The organism is Paenibacillus kobensis NBRC 15729, assembly GCF_004000825.1.
GTDB classification, from domain to species: domain Bacteria; phylum Bacillota; class Bacilli; order Paenibacillales; family Paenibacillaceae; genus Paenibacillus_T; species Paenibacillus_T kobensis.
In genome coordinates, this window is sequence record NZ_BILZ01000011.1 from 1 (window position 1) to 15,755 (window position 15,755).

The following is a 15,755-nucleotide window of genomic DNA, read 5'->3' on the forward strand; positions in this document are numbered from 1 at the left end:
CTCGGGGCAGCTCGCCGATGGTTCGGCGGCGCTGACGAGCGGCGTCGGCCAATTGGCCGACGGGTCGGCTGAGCTGGCCGACAAGCTGGGCGAAGCGTCCCGCGAATCGAACGTAAGCGGAGATAAGAACCAGCAGGCGGATATGTTCGCTGCGCCGGTCGAAGTGAGCGAGAAGAAGTTGACGACAGTGCCGAACTACGGCACGGGCTTCGCGCCTTACAGCTTGTCGCTCGGCCTGTTCGTCGGAGCGCTGCTCTCGACGATCGTGCTGCCGATGCGCGGCAGCGCGGGACGTCCGAGGGGAGGCGGCAGTTGGTTCACCAGCAAAGCGCTCCTGTTCGTACTCGTCGGCATCATTCAGACGCTTATAGCGGATGCCATTCTGTTGTACGGCATCGGGCTTGAAGTTCAAAGCACCGGCTTGTTCATCGCACTATCGGTCGTAACGAGCTTGACCTTCATGATGATCATTCAGTTCATCGTAACGATGCTCGACCAACCGGGACGATTCGTCGCGATCATCATTCTGATCCTGCAGCTGACGAGCAGCTCCGGCACGTATCCGAAGGAGCTCGTACCGGTATGGTTGCAGCATGTCGGCGATTGGATGCCGATGACCTACGCCGTATCCGGCTTCAAAGCGGTCATCTCGAGTGGAGATTTCGGCGTCGTCCGCAGCAGCATCGGTACGCTTAGCATTTACGCGATCGCGTTCGCCGTATTGTCGCTCGTGTTGTTCATGGTCATGCATAAGCGGCAGCCGAAAGATACAGCAGGCGGCGGTATGACTGCTGATACGTCAACTGCAACTACAACCGCGTAAAATAAAATAGCGCCCAGACGTCTCCGACAGGAACCGGCTGGGCGCTTTTGCATTATTTATTAATGAAGGCCGTTTTGATCGTACCGCGATACACCACTTGGAACCCGAGCCCGTCGGACAGCGCCGCGAGCGGAAGATACGTCTTGCTCTCCTTGCCAACCTTCTGCAGGTAAGCAGGCGTTTCGACTGGAACGGCTTTGCCGTCCACCGTCATCGTTTTTGCACCGATTGTGAATGCGACGACTTTGCCGTCTAGCGTAACCGTGGCGGTCTGAGTCGCGTTATTCCATTTCAAGTCGGCGCCCATCGCATCGGTAATGTCGCGCATCGGTACGTACGTCTTATTATTTTTCAACACGGGCTTGTTTGCCGTAACGAGTTCCTTGCCTGCAACGACGACGGAGATCGGCACGCTGGCTTCGCGCTGGGCGACTGTGCGGTAATCGCCCCAGACCGCTTGCGCGAACGATTGGCCCATCGCTTCATAGCCTTGTGCGTTCGGATGGAAGTCGCCGGATATAATAGTTGTATAAGAAAGCTCTTTACCGACAAATTTATTACCAACATAGGCAACTTGCACGTTATAGCCTTCGCCCTTCAGCTTGCCGGCAACCGTTTCGATTTTGCCGCGGACAGCGGCGCTGGCGTCCGACAGCTTCTTATAGCCTGCCTCGGTGATGACCAGCTTATTGTTCGGCACCGGATTGTACAGGTCAGCGACGACGATTTCCGCTTGCGGATTGACGGCGATGATGGCGCGCAGCGAAGCTTCGAGTTGCTGCTCGTAGACCGGCAGCATGTCGGTTACGATCTGGTCGGCCTCGCCTTTGACCAACTGGTCGAATACGGACAGAAAATCATTCGAGCCGATCGTCACCGTCACAAGATCAGCTGCCTTGAGATCGGCGAGCAGCTGCGGAGTGGCGGCAGCAAGCTGTGCAATGCGGGGTTCCTTCGTTGTTCCGTACGGAAGATCGTCCGGCGTGACTTGTTCACCCTTCTGGGCGGCCTCCACATAATGTTGAAGGCCTTCGGTCGTTAAGCCGAGAATGCCGTAATTCGATACGGATGCTCTCTCGCCATGGAACAGCGCTTGCTCATAGACACGTTCGACATAGCCGTAAGGCACCGGATTCTTCTGCATTTCCAAACCTTTCGTATAGCCGACGGTCAGCGAATCGCCTACACTGACGATATGATAGTCTTCGACCGCTGGCGACACGGCTGCGCCAGAGTCGGAATTGGAAGCCGCATAGGAGACCGATTGGGCGGGCGCAGCATACACCGACGGCGCAGCTGTCAAAATCAGTAAAGAAGCAAGCGCAGCCGGAATTGCAGAATAACGCGTTTTTTCCATGAACTTTTTGTACAAAACTTTTCACTCCTCCGTATAATGTTAAAAAAATTGAACTTAAAAACACGAACATAATAATGTACTATGTAGTTAATGTTCGGATTTAAGGCGAAGAATCGTTTATCAGGGCTATTAAAATAAATAAATTGCGTCTAATTTGCTTCAATGATAAAATAATTAAATAATCGTCGAAATCGACAAGTTGTCGGAAGTTGCAAAATCCAAGATGGGAAAAACAATCGCGATTCATTTCCATTCTATGATAAAACCAACCGGAATTGAAGTGCTTAATGTCTCAAGTCCGACTTGCCGACACGTTCAATTAAATCTTCTATATAGAAAGGGTGCGTTGCGATGAACGAGAACATCATGGGCTTGCCGCCGAAGCAAGGTCTGTATAGTCCGCAATACGAGAAAGATGCCTGCGGCATGGGCTTTGTTGCGAACATTAAAGGCCGGAAGTCACACACCATCATTCGCCAGGCGCTGACACTGCTGGAGAACATGGAGCATCGCGGCGGACAAGGCAGCGAGCCGAATACGGGAGACGGCGCAGGCATTATGCTGCAAATCCCGCATGACTTCTTCAAGCTGGAGATGAAGGCGCAAGGAATCGAGCTGCCGCAAGAGGACGAATACGCAGTCGGCATGCTGTTCCTTCCACTGGAGGACGATATTCGTGCGGAGCAGGAGAAGAAGCTGGAGGCCATCATTCGTGAGGAAGGCCAGACTTTAATCGGTTGGCGTACGGTTCCGACGAATGACAGCAAGCTTGGCCAATCGGCGCTCAAGGTGAAGCCTTATGTCCGCCAAGTGTTCATCGGCCGCAATGCCGCATTGAACGGCGAACTCGCTTTCGAACGGAAACTGTATGTCATTCGCAAACGCGCTGAGCTTGCGATCCGTTTCGGCGGCGGCGAGGGCGCGGACAAGTTCTATTTCTCGAGCTTGTCGACGAAGAAGATCGTATACAAAGGGATGCTCACGACGGAGCAGGTTCGCTCCTTCTATATTGAGCTGAATAACGAAGAAGTCGTAACGGCAATGGCTCTCGTTCACTCGCGCTTCAGTACGAATACGTTCCCAAGCTGGGAGCGCGCGCATCCTTTCCATTATATGATTCACAACGGCGAGATCAATACGCTGCGCGGCAACGTGAACTGGATGCACGCACGCCAGTCGCTGTTCGCATCGGAATTGTTCGGAGACGATCTGGACAAAATCAAACCGATCATCAATCCGGACGGCTCGGATACGGCAATGTTCGATAACGTGCTTGAATTTATGTACTTGTCGGGCCGCTCGCTGCCGCACGCTATGATGATGATGGTGCCGGAGCCATGGGCAGCGCATGAGACGATGAGCGACGAGAAGAAAGCATTCTATGAATATCATGCATGCCTGATGGAGCCGTGGGACGGACCTGCCGCTATGGCATTCACGGACGGCAGCATGATCGGCGCAACGCTCGACCGCAACGGTCTGCGCCCTGCCCGTTACTATGTAACGAAGGACGATCACATTATTCTCGGCTCTGAGGCGGGAACGGTCGAAATCCCGGCAGAAGATATCGTGTATAAGGACCGTCTGCGTCCAGGCCGCATGCTTATCGTGGATACGAAGGCTGGCCGAATCCTGACCGATGAAGAAGTGAAAGCGGCAATCGCTAACGAGAATCCTTACCGCGAGTGGCTGAACGAGCATCTCGTGGGCTTGGACGACTTGCCTGTAGCGCCGGAGCTGCCAGAACCTGATCACGAGACGGTTGAGCAGCGCCAGCAGGCGTTCGGCTTCACGTTCGAAGATATCCGCAAAATTATTGAACCGATGGCGACGACAGGCCAAGAGCCGATCGGCTCCATGGGCTACGACGCGCCGCTGGCCGTTCTGTCGGAACGTCCTCAACGACTGTACAACTACTTCAAGCAGCTGTTCGCGCAAGTAACGAACCCGCCGATCGACGCGATCCGCGAGGAGCTTGTTACGTCGACCATTACGACGATCGGCACAGAGCGCAACCTGCTGAACCCAGAGCCGGAGAGCGCGCGCCACGTGACGCTTGAGACGCCAATCCTGAGCAACGAAGAGTTCGCGAAGCTGCGCCATATTCGCCGTCCAGGCTTCAAGGCGATTACGCTGCCGATCTTCTTCGAAGCAGCGAAGGGCGAAGAAGGACTGCGCGAAGCGGTGCAATTGCTCTGCGAAGCGGCTGACCGCGTCATTGCGAAAGGCCATAATATTCTTATTCTGTCCGACCGCGGCATCGACAAGGACAATGCAGCGATTCCGGCATTGCTGGCCGTATCGGCACTTCATCACCATCTGATTCGCGAAGGCACGAGAACGCGCGCGAGCATTCTGCTCGAGTCCGGCGAGCCGCGTGAAGTGCATCACTATGCGCTGCTGCTCGGCTATGGCGTCAGTGCGGTGAACCCATACCTCGTGTTCGAGACGCTCGACGACATGATCCGCGAAGGCATGATGCGCGGCGTGAAGCATGAGAAAGCCGTGAAGAACTACATCAAGGCAGCTACGAAAGGCGTAGTCAAAGTACTGTCGAAGATGGGGATCTCAACGATTCAGTCGTACCGCGGCGCACAAATTTTCGAAGCGGTCGGCTTGAAGAAAGATCTGATCGACCAATACTTCACGTGGACGGAATCCCGCATCGGCGGCATCGGCCTCGACGTCATTGCCGAAGAGACGCTGAAGCATCATGCCCGCGCATTCTCGAAGCAAGAAGGCGCTGAGAGCGAGCTTGACTCCGGCGGCGAATATCAATGGCGCAAAGACGGCGAAGACCATCTCTATACGCCGCAGACGATTCATACGCTGCAGATGGCTTCACGCAAGAACGACTACAAGCTGTACAAGAAGTTCTCCGAACTCGTTCAAGGCGAGAACAAGAAGCATCTGACGCTTCGTTCGCTGTTGACGTTCAAGCAAGGCCGCACGCCGGTTGCGCTTGAAGAGGTTGAATCGGTTGATTCGATCGTGAAACGGTTCAAGACGGGCGCTATGTCGTTCGGCTCGATCAGTAAGGAAGCGCATGAGAGCCTCGCAATCGCGATGAACCGCCTCGGCGGCAAATCGAATACGGGTGAGGGCGGCGAAGATCCGGCGCGCTACATTCCGGATGCGAACGGCGACTCCCGCCGCAGCGCGATCAAGCAGGTAGCATCGGGACGCTTCGGCGTAACGAGCCAATACTTGGTCAATGCGGACGAAATTCAAATTAAAATGGCACAAGGCGCGAAGCCAGGTGAAGGCGGCCAGCTGCCAGGCCTTAAAGTATATCCATGGGTTGCGGAAGTGCGCGGCTCGACGCCAGGCGTCGGTCTGATCTCGCCTCCGCCGCATCATGACATCTATTCGATCGAAGACTTGGCAGAGCTCATTCACGATCTGAAGAATGCGAACCCTCGCGCTCGCATTAACGTGAAGCTCGTATCCGAAGTCGGTGTCGGCACAATTGCAGCAGGCGTTGCCAAAGGACGCGCTGACGTCATTATGGTCAGCGGCTATGACGGCGGTACCGGCGCATCGCCGATCAACTCGCTCCGTCATGCGGGTCTGCCATGGGAGCTCGGTCTTGCGGAGACGCATCAGACGCTCATCATGAACAACCTGCGCGACCGTACGATTCTCGAGACGGACGGCAAGATGATGAACGGCCGCGACGTTGCGATCGCTGCGCTGCTCGGTGCAGAAGAATACGGCTTCTCGACTGCACCATTGGTCGTTCTCGGTTGCGTTATGATGCGCGTTTGCCAACTCGATACGTGTCCGGTCGGCGTAGCGACGCAGAACCCTGAGCTTCGCAAGAAGTTCATGGGCGATCCGAGCCATGTCGTCAACTACTTGCGCTTCATCGCGGAAGAGCTGCGTGAAATTATGGCAGAGCTCGGCTTCCGTACGATCAACGAAATGATCGGCCGCGTCGACATTCTCGAGTCGAAGCTGGTGGTTGATCATTACAAAGCAAAAGGCATCGATCTGTCTTCGCTGCTGTATCAGATGGAACTGCCTGAAGGCTCCGCACGTTATAACGTACAAGAGCAGAATCACGGCTTGGAACTGTCGCTCGACATGCAGCAGCTCGTTCCGGCGGCATTGCCTGCGCTGGAGAACGGCACGGCTGTTACCGGCACGTTCCCGATTCTGAACACGAACCGCGTTGTCGGTACGATTCTCGGAAGCGAAGTGACGTCGCGCTACGGCGCGAAAGGACTGCCTGCGGATACGATCAAGTTCCACTTTGTTGGTACGGCAGGACAAAGCTTCGGCGCATTCGTACCGAAGGGCATTACGCTCTCGATCGAAGGCGACTCGAACGACTATGTCGGCAAAGGTCTGTCCGGCGGCAAAATTATCGTCGCTCCGTCGCCGAAAGCGACGTTCGAAGCAGAGAACAACGTCATTATCGGCAACACGGCATTCTACGGCGCGACGAGCGGCGAAGCTTATATCCGTGGTATTGCCGGCGAACGGTTCGCGGTGCGTAACTCGGGCGTTAACGTCGTCGTAGAAGGCGTAGGCGACCACGGCTGCGAATATATGACGGGCGGACGCGTCGTTGTACTCGGCGGCACGGGACGCAACTTCGCGGCTGGTATGTCTGGCGGCATCGCGTATGTACTCGATGAGAACCGCGAGTTCTACAGCAACTGCAACCTCGAGATGGTGCTTCTGGAGCCTGTAGAGGAAGCAGGCGACCAAGCTGAGCTTCGCGGCATGATTGAGCGCCACGTTGAGCTGACGGGCAGCGCACCAGGACAGCGCGTTCTGAGCGACTGGGAAGGCTCGCTTAGCAAGTTCGTGAAGGTTATTCCGAAGGACTACAAGAAGATGCTGGAGCAAATCCGCAAAGCCGAGAACAAAGGCTACAAAGGCGAAGAGGCGCTTCTGGAAGCATTCGAAGCGAACAAGCGCGAATTGGCCCGCGTGTAAGCATAAGATAAGCAATGCAACAGCCCAGTACCGATCCGGTACTGGGCTGTTAGTGTTGTGTTGAAGCCGGCTTATTAGGATATCGAAGACTACTATTTAAATGAGAAGCCGGCCTGTAACGAAATATGACCCTTAGAATGGACACTTCCGGCTAAGTGTCTATTCTAAGGGTCATATTTTCCAGGTTATTCGCAATTTTTATCTGTAACCTCTGGCTGGCTTTCATCCTGCTCCGCCTGTTGGTTAAAGTCATGCCACTTGGATTCATCGATTCCGAGTTGGGATAGAATGTCGCGAATGTCCAATGTGATGACTGGTTTCGTCAGCTTCGTATCCATTTCGCTCTCCTTTTTCATCTCATTCTCTCCGCTCCATTAGATTCTCTATCTTATTCTTATGTATTTCATGTGTCATGTTATCTTGCACATACTGATCAGTATAGTCTATTCGACATGAGAAGTATGTCATAAAGTGCGGTGATTAAGTTCTATTTATGGTAAATCTTGTCGAAAATCTTAATTAAAGCCTACTTCCGATGAACTATTGGATAGAGTCTGAGTAGAGTGGGGGAGAAACGATAAAATGCAGTCTGCCCGTTAGAGGGAGACTGCATTTTATATAAGGGATCTGATATCCTGCTGTATGGTCTAGTTGAAGTATAGTCTGGGGTCAATATTGCTACAAATCGGATATTAACGCATGGAACGCTCGGCACGAATGAAAGCGATAAACCGCTTGGCTTCTTCCGGCGTCAATTCCATTCCGTCAATCGTAAAGGCGAATTTCTCCGTAATATCTTCCTCTGAGAGCTCAACTTGATCGGCTTGTTGGACGAAGTCGCGAACTTCCGGATCGAGTAGTTGCTCCGGACTGTTCGTACGTCCAACCAAATAATCGATGGATACATGAAACAAATCCGCGAATTTCGTAAGTGTCTCCGTATCCGGCTCACGCCGATTCTTCTCGTAATGGGACAAGGCAGCCCGCGAAATTCCGAGTAGGTGCGAGGTCTGCTCCTGCGTCCAACCACGCTGCTCTCGCAGGTGTGCGATGCGCGTTCCGATGTCCATCATTCTCCTCCTAACGCTCTATAATCTCATATTAATACTTAATGAAGAGAATTGCATCGCTTGCAACAAATCGTCGCAATTATTGAAAATAATTATGAAAACCGCTTGACATGTTACGTTTCGTATCGTAAAGTTGGAGATAAGCTTGATACGAATTGTATCTAACGTTTCGTCAAAATTATGCCCCTTATTCGATTCCTTTATACATAATTTGCCGCTCTTAAACAAAATACAACAGTAAGGTGAAGAAATATGATCGAAATTCATTCCCATATACTGCCAGGTTTTGACGATGGTGCACAGAGTAGGGATGAAGCACTAGAGATGGCTCACCAAGCTGCTCAGCAGGGGATCACGGATATCATCGCGACTCCGCACCACGGCAATGGCGTGTATATGGCACCGAAAGAATTGGTTGTTCAGGCAGTTGAAGAAATGAACCGGGTTTTTGAGTCATATGAGTTGCCGATTAAGCTGCACACCGGTCAGGAGATTCGGGTATACGACGGATTAATAGACGACTGGGAGAACGATAAGCTGCTGACGCTTGCCAAGAGCAGGTACATTCTGTTGGAGCTGCCGCATAGCCATGTGCCGGGTTACTTTGACGAAATGGTGTATGAACTATCGATACGCGATCTGATTCCGGTGATTGCCCATCCCGAACGTAATAAAGAAATTATAGAATCACCTGAGCTTCTGGAAGGGTGGATCGAGAATGGAGTGCTATGTCAAGTAACATCACATTCCTTGATTGGCTTATTCGGCCGGAAGATACAGAAAGCTACTATTCAACTATGCAAAAGTAGGTTGAATCACTTCGTTTCATCCGATGCCCATAACTGTAAGGAGCGTGCATTTGCACTTAGAGAGGCTTACCGGATGGTCGACCGCTCGCTGGGCAGGGGGATTATGAACCGTTACAAAGAGAACAGCAGGCGGTTGCTAAGTAACGAAGATGCCTTATCAGATGAGCCTGTAAGGGCGAAGCGCAAACTTTTATTTTGGTAAACATTTAGGAGGCTGGAACAGTGGAGTTGAAACACTACTTTCGCATTATTCGTAAAAGGCTGTTGCTCATATCGTCTATCGTGTTGGTTGTGTGTGTGTTAGCCGGAATAAGAAGCTTTGTGTATACAAGTGACATTTATCAGGCCAACGCCAAGTTAATCGTGAATCAGTCCGTTAACGTTAATGGCGTCCAGAGGTTGGACTGGTCGAGCATTCAGAGCAATATCATGCTCATTAATTCATATAAAGAAATTGTTCACTCTTCGGCAATCTTAAATAAAGTTGTCGATCAATATCCGGAGCTTAACATGACGCCGGTGCAACTAAACGGGATCATCTCCGTCAGCGCGGCGAATGATTCGCAAGTGATGAATATTACGGCAGTGGACAGTTCTTATGAACGTGCAGTCGATATTGCTAACGCTGTGTCCACCGTCTTCAAGAAAGAGATTCCTTCTATTATGCACGTCGACAACGTCACGATTCTGTCAGAAGCGGATGCATCCGTAGGCGGCGCACCGATTAACAGCAGCCCAATAGTAGCAATAATTATTAGTTTCATCGTGTCTCTCATGCTGGCAGTTGGATTAGCGTTTCTGCTCGATTATTTGGACGATACGGTCAAGAGCGAAGAGGACATTGTTCAAACGCTTGAGCTTCCGATGTTGTCCTATATTTCGAAAATTAATAAATCAGACATGAAAGTACGCCGGTCACGCAGTGTCCAGCAGAAAGCAGGTGAAGGCGCATATGCGGCAGCCAAGCAGTGAGCATAATCTCGTTACTCATGTAAATCCGAAATCTCCCATATCCGAAGCATACCGTTCACTACGCACGAACATTCAGTTTTCGACCCTCGATCATCAAATTCGAGTATTAATGGTAGCATCGGCGAAGTCCGGTGAAGGCAAAACGACGACGATTACGAATCTTGCCGTCACGTATGCACAAGAGGGCAAAAAGGTGCTGCTAATCGATGCTGACCTTCGGAAGCCGTCGCTTCACCATTTGTTCCAGCAATCGAACCGCGTCGGCTTGACGAGCTTGCTCTTTGGACAGCATGCCTTGTCTGAAGTGATTAAAGATACGAATGTCGATAACTTGTCGATACTCCCTTCCGGTCCTATTCCTCCGAATCCTTCCGAAATATTAGGCTCTCAGCGTATGCAGACGCTTCTTGAAGAGCTGAAGGATATGTTCGATATCATTCTGTTCGATACGCCTCCGATTCTAGCGGTGACCGATAGTGCAATCGTTTCTTCCTATTGCGATGGCGTCATCCTTGTCGTTCATGCTGGAAAAGTGAAGAAGAGCCTAGTAGCGAAAGCGAAGTCGAATTTGGATCATGTCAAAGCCAAGCTGTTGGGCGTGGTGCTTAATAACAACAGCAGAACGAGATCAAACGATCATTATCACTATTATTACGGCGGTAACGAATAGATAGATAAGCGTAAATGTGCTTAAGGTAATGTCTACTGGACCTTTATCACTGTAGGCACTCGGTCACGCTGTGGGTCATCGACCTTAGACATGAATTGTCAAAGGCGTGATGTGAGGCGGGGTTTGATGCCCCTTCATAATTAGTCAGAACGCATAGAAACGCGAGTTAGACCGCTTTCATGGAAAGTGGTTTAACTCGTCTTTTTATACATGGAATAAAAGAGAAAGATAGGGTGAGGAATGATGAAGAAGGTTCGCAAAGCAATTATTCCGGCAGCAGGTCTTGGAACAAGATTCCTCCCTGCCACGAAGGCGATGCCCAAAGAAATGCTTCCGATTGTCGACAAGCCAACCATTCAGTACATCGTAGAAGAAGCCATCGCATCGGGTATCGAAGACATCATCATTGTGACCGGCAAAGGCAAGAGGGCGATTGAGGATCACTTCGACACCGCATTCGAGCTCGAACACAATCTGCAAGAAAAAGGAAAGCTTGACCTTCTGAATGAGGTCCGCAAATCGTCCAACGTTGAAATTCATTACATTAGACAGAAGGAAGCAAGAGGACTAGGCCATGCAGTCTGGTGTGCGCGCAATTTTATCGGGGATGAGCCGTTCGCGGTGCTGCTGGGGGATGATATCGTCGTTGCGGAGGTCCCAAGCACGAAGCAACTGATTGAACAATACGAAACGACGGGCAAATCGGTCATTGGCGTTCAAGCCGTATCGATTGAACAAACCGATCGTTATGGAATCGTTGATCCGATTGATGAGTCGGGCAGGCTGGTAAAGGTAAAAAGATTCGTCGAGAAGCCGCCGCTGGGCAGTGCACCTTCAAATCTGGCCATAATGGGCAGATACGTGCTGGCACCGAAAATCTTCGAGTACTTAGAGAAGCATGAGCTAGGAGCCGGTGGAGAGATTCAACTAACTGACGCCATTCAAAGATTGAATGAAGATGAGGGCGTCTTTGCGTATGACTTTGATGGCAAACGATATGATGTAGGCGAAAAACTAGGTTTTATTACGACCGTACTCGAATTTGCTCTTCAGAATAGTGAATTAAGGTCGCCGCTGCTAAGTGTTCTGGACGGAATTATCCAGCGTGAACAGGCTGACAAACTAATTCTTGATCGGTAAGAAAGGGGAAAGGCGAATGACACCGCAAAGGAATGAGGCCGAAGTCGCGTTGGAAGGGACAGCGTACTATACGCTGCATGCTCTGGAACGGAACAAAAATATCCGGACGTATCTGATCTTGAAGAGGGCCATGGACATTATCGGTGCAGCAGTCGGAATTCTCATTCTTTCCCCCGTATTCATTAGTGTTGCCATTCTGATTAAGTTAGAGGATCCGCGCGGTCCGATCTTCTTCCACCAGAGTCGGGTTGGGAAGAATGAAACCGGATTTCGAATGTACAAATTCAGATCGATGGTATCGAATGCCGAGGAGTTGCTAGAAGGCCTGCTCAGCCAGAATGAGATCGAAGGCGCTATGTTCAAGATGAAAGAAGACCCTCGCATAACCCGAATCGGCCGGTTCATCCGGCGAACGAGCATTGATGAGCTTCCGCAGTTATGGAATGTCATTCGCGGAGACATGTCGCTTGTAGGTCCACGGCCGCCGATTCCGCGCGAAGTAGCGGAGTATACCAATCATGACAAGATCCGGTTGAAAGTGACGCCAGGCTGCACAGGCTTATGGCAGGTCAGCGGGAGAAATGAATTGACCTTCAAGCAGATGGTTGAACTCGACATCGAGTACATACAAAATCGGACCATACTATTTGATATTAAGATCATGCTGCGGACAGTGAAAGTGTTGTTCGGGTCAAAAAATGCATTCTAATGCAATAAAGGAGATATAGAGAGATGAGAATCGGAGTGGATGCGCACGTACTGGCCGGTAAGTTCCAAGGAAGCAGAACCTATCTGTTGAATTTGTACCAGCAGGTGCTTGAGAAGCAAAGCAATGATGAGTATCTCTTCTTTGGTCACTGGGACAGTGAGCGTCCATACGGTGATCAGGTGGAATATGTAAATTTCAAATCATCTTCGCGACTCAAGAGATTGACTTATGAAACGAATCCGTTGCTAAGAGACCACAATATTGAACTGTATCATAGCACTTATATTTCCCCATTAAGAATGAATTGTGATTCGATTGTCACGATTCACGATATTTTATTCGAGACCCACCCTCAATTCTTCACCCCGCAAGAGGTGTGGCGCAACAAGCTGCTCGTCAGACGCTCTGCCAAGAAGGCGAAACAAATCCATACCGTATCAGAGTTCTCTAGGCAGGCACTGATCGAATTGTACGATGTACCGGAACATAAAATTTTTGTCGTGCCTAATGGGGTAGATCTTAGCCGTTTCACTTCAGGCAACAAGGAGGCGGCACAGCGTAATATCTCCGATAAGTATGGCGTTCAAGATTATATCTTAACAGTTGGACGGATTGAGCCAAGAAAGAACCATATTGCTTTGCTGGAGGCTTATAAGCAGCTAAGGGAGCGAGCCGGAATCCAGCAAAAACTCGTCATAGTAGGCAAGCCCGACTTCGGATTCAAAAGTTTCTTCGAACGAATGGAGCAGCTTCAGCTGCAGGATGATGTACAAATTATAGATTCGGTAGACGATGCCACGTTGCCTGATATTTATCGGGCTGCGCGGCTTTTTGTTTACCCTTCTTTCGCAGAAGGCTTCGGTATTCCTCCGCTGGAGGCGATGGCATGCGGTGTTCCCGTTGTTTCTTCTAATCGTACTGCAATCCCGGAGGTCATTGGTGAATCTGGTATGTTAGTCGATCCGACTAACATAAATGACCTTTCCTCCGCCATGGAGAGAATGTTATCGGATGAAGAGCTTCGAGCGGCTTCTATAATTCGGGGATTAGAACAGTCGACACGTTGGACTTGGGAGAGCGCAGCTGAGAAATTCATAAATGCTCTTGATGCAATTTAGACCATAAATGCTTGAATGGGGCGGGAGAGTTTATGAAGAAAACAATCGCTTTCTGTGGAACGAGAGGAATTCCGGCGAATTACGGCGGCTTTGAAACGGCTGTAGATGAGATTACAGCTAAGTTAGTGGATCAAGATGTAGAATGCCATGTATTCTGCAGAACGGATCAGAAGCAGCAGCCGTCGTCCACTGTTGATGGGCGAAAGACAATCTATATTAAAGGCAGCGCCTCCCGTAAGCTAGATACTTTTGTATCTGCGATTAACACCGGCTTGTATTTATTGAAGCATCGCAAAGAATACGATTATGTATTCTGGTTCAATAATGCGAATTTGCCTGGGATACTATTAACGCTGTTAGCAGGAATACCGACGGCTGTGAACACAGACGGATTGGAGTGGAGACGGGCCAAGTGGTCATGGCCCTTCAAGCTTTACTACTTTTTGTCATCATGGATGGTTACTGTTCTGTGCAAGACGCTTGTCTCTGACTCTTCCGCGATTCAACGCTATTATTGGGACACGTTCGGTACAAGGACGGAGATGGTTCCATACGGCATTCCAAAGGAAAGACAGATTGACGATGACTTAAAGCGTCAGGTACTGGAGAAGTATGACCTGCAGGAAAATAAATTTTTCCTGCAGATTACAAGGTTCGAACCGGACAATCTGCCGCTCGATATCATTAAAGGATTTATTCAGTCCGGTATTTGGGAGCAAGGGTATAAGTACGTACTGATCGGATATAAAGATGATACCCCGTATTCACTAAGCATAAAACAATTGTCAGGTGAACATGGAGTTTGTGTGCATCCGGCTAACTACAACGCATTAGAATTGGCGACCTTACGTAAAGCGGCTTTCGGTTATGTACATGGGAACTCTGTTGGCGGAACGAATCCTGCTCTAATTGAGGCGATGCAAAGCTGCAAGCGGATCATGGCGATTAAGGGACCATTCAGTGACGAGGTACTTCATGGATCGGGTTTACAGTTTACGGTACAGTCGCTCGCAGAGGATTTTAAGAACGTGTTATCCATGCCCGAGCAATCGGCAGCCATGCAGCAACGCGTCAACAGCTACTACAATTGGAGCGAGGTCGCTTCATCCTATTTGAGAATTGCAAATGGTGAACGTGCAAATTACAATCGTCGAATTATTCGAACAGGTGTGAATACAGCCCAGGTTGGCAGCATTCTTGTGAATTACAACGGATATCAAGATTCTGTGGAATGTATACAATCGTTGATTCGGCTGAATTACAATAACCAGAAGATTTATGTTGTCGACAATGCATCGCCAGATAGCTCTGGTACATTACTCGAAAGCTACATTCGGGAGTTGGGGATGGAGCAAATCGAGTTCTTTCAGCTGAAGGAGAATTTAGGGTTCTCAGGCGGAAATAATGTTGCAATAAGGAAAGCGATTCAAGACGGTTGCGATTATATTTGGCTCATCAATAATGACACAGTTGTGCATGAGGATGCATTGACTCATCTCGTTCATGCTGCCGAGTCTGATCCTAATGCTGGTATTGTGGGGTCCAAGATTTATTTCTACAAATCGCCTCGGCTATGGTTCGCTGGTGGACGTGTAAACAAGATGGGGATCTGTGGTCATATTGGAGACTCCGTCGAGGATCCTGATAACAAGTTGTATGCGGAGAGTAAAGAGGTCGACTTTATTACGGGGTGCAGTCTTCTTGCTAGGGTAGACATGGTCAATCAGATCGGCTTGTTGGATGAGGAGTTCTTTCTATACTTTGAGGACGTAGAGTTCAACATCCGAGCAAAAAGGTCAGGATGGAAGCTTCTATATGAGCCAGCTTCATTAATCTGGCACAAGGTGAGTGCTTCAACTAAAGGCCAATACCGAGATCATGCACCTATCGTAGATTACTACGACACTCGGAACTATTTGATCTTTATTAATAAGTGTTACTCCAAATTTAATAGACTGCTGCCTTATGCCGGGTTTGTGTATAAATTTATAAAGAAGCATGCTCGATTAATGTTGAGAAAAGAATCAAACAAGTTCAAGAAAATACAATTGATTTATGCTGCACTCCTGCATGTAGTCACAAATAAAAAAGGAAAATTGAGTGGTTGAAAAAAACGTATTAATTCATTCATCTATTCAAA

The 15,755-nt window shown here is 49.9% G+C and carries 12 protein-coding genes; 9 read left to right on the top strand and 3 right to left on the bottom strand.

Features of this window, described 5'->3' with window-relative positions:
- The coding region (locus PKO01S_RS09205) for a YhgE/Pip family protein (RefSeq protein WP_164779545.1) at positions 1-823 on the top strand (823 nt) is incomplete at its 5' end.
- 52 nt (positions 824-875) lie between these two features.
- Here PKO01S_RS09205 and PKO01S_RS09210 read toward each other — a convergent pair.
- On the bottom strand, positions 876-2,195 hold the full coding sequence (locus tag PKO01S_RS09210) for a stalk domain-containing protein (protein ID WP_127531044.1): 1,320 nt from the start codon (positions 2,193-2,195) through the stop codon (positions 876-878).
- 336 nt (positions 2,196-2,531) lie between these two features.
- Here PKO01S_RS09210 and gltB point away from each other — a divergent pair, with 336 nt between their 5' ends.
- Entirely contained in the window at positions 2,532-7,127 is a 4,596-nt protein-coding gene (gene gltB / locus PKO01S_RS09215; protein WP_127531045.1) for a glutamate synthase large subunit, read from the top strand.
- 185 nt (positions 7,128-7,312) lie between these two features.
- Here gltB and PKO01S_RS28740 read toward each other — a convergent pair whose 3' ends face one another.
- Positions 7,313-7,483, bottom strand: a complete 171-nt coding sequence (locus PKO01S_RS28740; RefSeq protein WP_164779546.1) for a hypothetical protein — start codon at positions 7,481-7,483, stop codon at positions 7,313-7,315.
- Positions 7,484-7,819: 336 nt separating this feature from the next.
- A complete protein-coding gene (locus PKO01S_RS09220; RefSeq protein ID WP_127531046.1) occupies positions 7,820-8,197 on the bottom strand; it encodes a helix-turn-helix domain-containing protein in 378 nt (125 codons plus the stop codon).
- 252 nt (positions 8,198-8,449) lie between these two features.
- On the opposite strand from PKO01S_RS09220, the gene PKO01S_RS09225 reads away from it, so the two are divergent.
- The 7 genes from PKO01S_RS09225 (at position 8,450) to PKO01S_RS09255 (ending at position 15,723) form a co-directional block, all read left to right on the top strand.
- The gene (locus PKO01S_RS09225; protein WP_127531047.1) at positions 8,450-9,208 is read left to right on the top strand and encodes a tyrosine-protein phosphatase; all 759 of its coding nucleotides are present in this window, start codon (positions 8,450-8,452) and stop codon (positions 9,206-9,208) included.
- Between the two features lie 20 nt (positions 9,209-9,228).
- The gene (locus PKO01S_RS09230) at positions 9,229-9,978 is read left to right on the top strand and encodes a YveK family protein (RefSeq protein WP_127531048.1); all 750 of its coding nucleotides are present in this window, start codon (positions 9,229-9,231) and stop codon (positions 9,976-9,978) included.
- Positions 9,959-10,648, top strand: coding sequence for a CpsD/CapB family tyrosine-protein kinase (locus PKO01S_RS09235; RefSeq protein ID WP_127531049.1), 690 nt, complete (start codon positions 9,959-9,961; stop codon positions 10,646-10,648). Before PKO01S_RS09230 ends, PKO01S_RS09235 begins: the two co-directional genes overlap by 20 nt.
- 243 nt (positions 10,649-10,891) lie before the next feature.
- Complete coding sequence (gene galU, locus PKO01S_RS09240; protein WP_127531126.1) at positions 10,892-11,788, top strand: UTP--glucose-1-phosphate uridylyltransferase GalU; 897 nt, start codon at positions 10,892-10,894, stop codon at positions 11,786-11,788.
- Positions 11,789-11,804: 16 nt separating this feature from the next.
- Positions 11,805-12,497: a sugar transferase gene (locus tag PKO01S_RS09245; RefSeq protein WP_127531050.1), complete on the top strand. Its 693-nt coding sequence runs from the start codon at positions 11,805-11,807 to the stop codon at positions 12,495-12,497.
- Between the two features lie 23 nt (positions 12,498-12,520).
- Positions 12,521-13,615: a glycosyltransferase family 4 protein gene (locus tag PKO01S_RS09250; protein WP_127531051.1), complete on the top strand. Its 1,095-nt coding sequence runs from the start codon at positions 12,521-12,523 to the stop codon at positions 13,613-13,615.
- A 32-nt stretch (positions 13,616-13,647) separates the two neighbouring features.
- On the top strand, positions 13,648-15,723 hold the full coding sequence (locus tag PKO01S_RS09255; RefSeq protein ID WP_127531052.1) for a DUF1972 domain-containing protein: 2,076 nt from the start codon (positions 13,648-13,650) through the stop codon (positions 15,721-15,723).
- Positions 15,724-15,755 lie beyond the last annotated feature (32 nt).

What these genes read in the sequence shown, in the direction of transcription:
- gltB (WP_127531045.1), top strand. Translation starts at nt 2,532, where the DNA reads ATGAACGAGAACATCATGGGCTTGCCGCCGAAGCAAGGTCTGTATAGT.
- PKO01S_RS28740 (WP_164779546.1), bottom strand. Translation starts at nt 7,483, where the DNA reads ATGAAAAAGGAGAGCGAAATGGATACGAAGCTGACGAAACCAGTCATC.
- PKO01S_RS09220 (WP_127531046.1), bottom strand. Translation starts at nt 8,197, where the DNA reads ATGGACATCGGAACGCGCATCGCACACCTGCGAGAGCAGCGTGGTTGG.
- PKO01S_RS09225 (WP_127531047.1), top strand. Translation starts at nt 8,450, where the DNA reads ATGATCGAAATTCATTCCCATATACTGCCAGGTTTTGACGATGGTGCA.
- PKO01S_RS09235 (WP_127531049.1), top strand. Translation starts at nt 9,959, where the DNA reads ATGCGGCAGCCAAGCAGTGAGCATAATCTCGTTACTCATGTAAATCCG.
- galU (WP_127531126.1), top strand. Translation starts at nt 10,892, where the DNA reads ATGAAGAAGGTTCGCAAAGCAATTATTCCGGCAGCAGGTCTTGGAACA.
- PKO01S_RS09245 (WP_127531050.1), top strand. Translation starts at nt 11,805, where the DNA reads ATGACACCGCAAAGGAATGAGGCCGAAGTCGCGTTGGAAGGGACAGCG.
- PKO01S_RS09250 (WP_127531051.1), top strand. Translation starts at nt 12,521, where the DNA reads ATGAGAATCGGAGTGGATGCGCACGTACTGGCCGGTAAGTTCCAAGGA.
- PKO01S_RS09255 (WP_127531052.1), top strand. Translation starts at nt 13,648, where the DNA reads ATGAAGAAAACAATCGCTTTCTGTGGAACGAGAGGAATTCCGGCGAAT.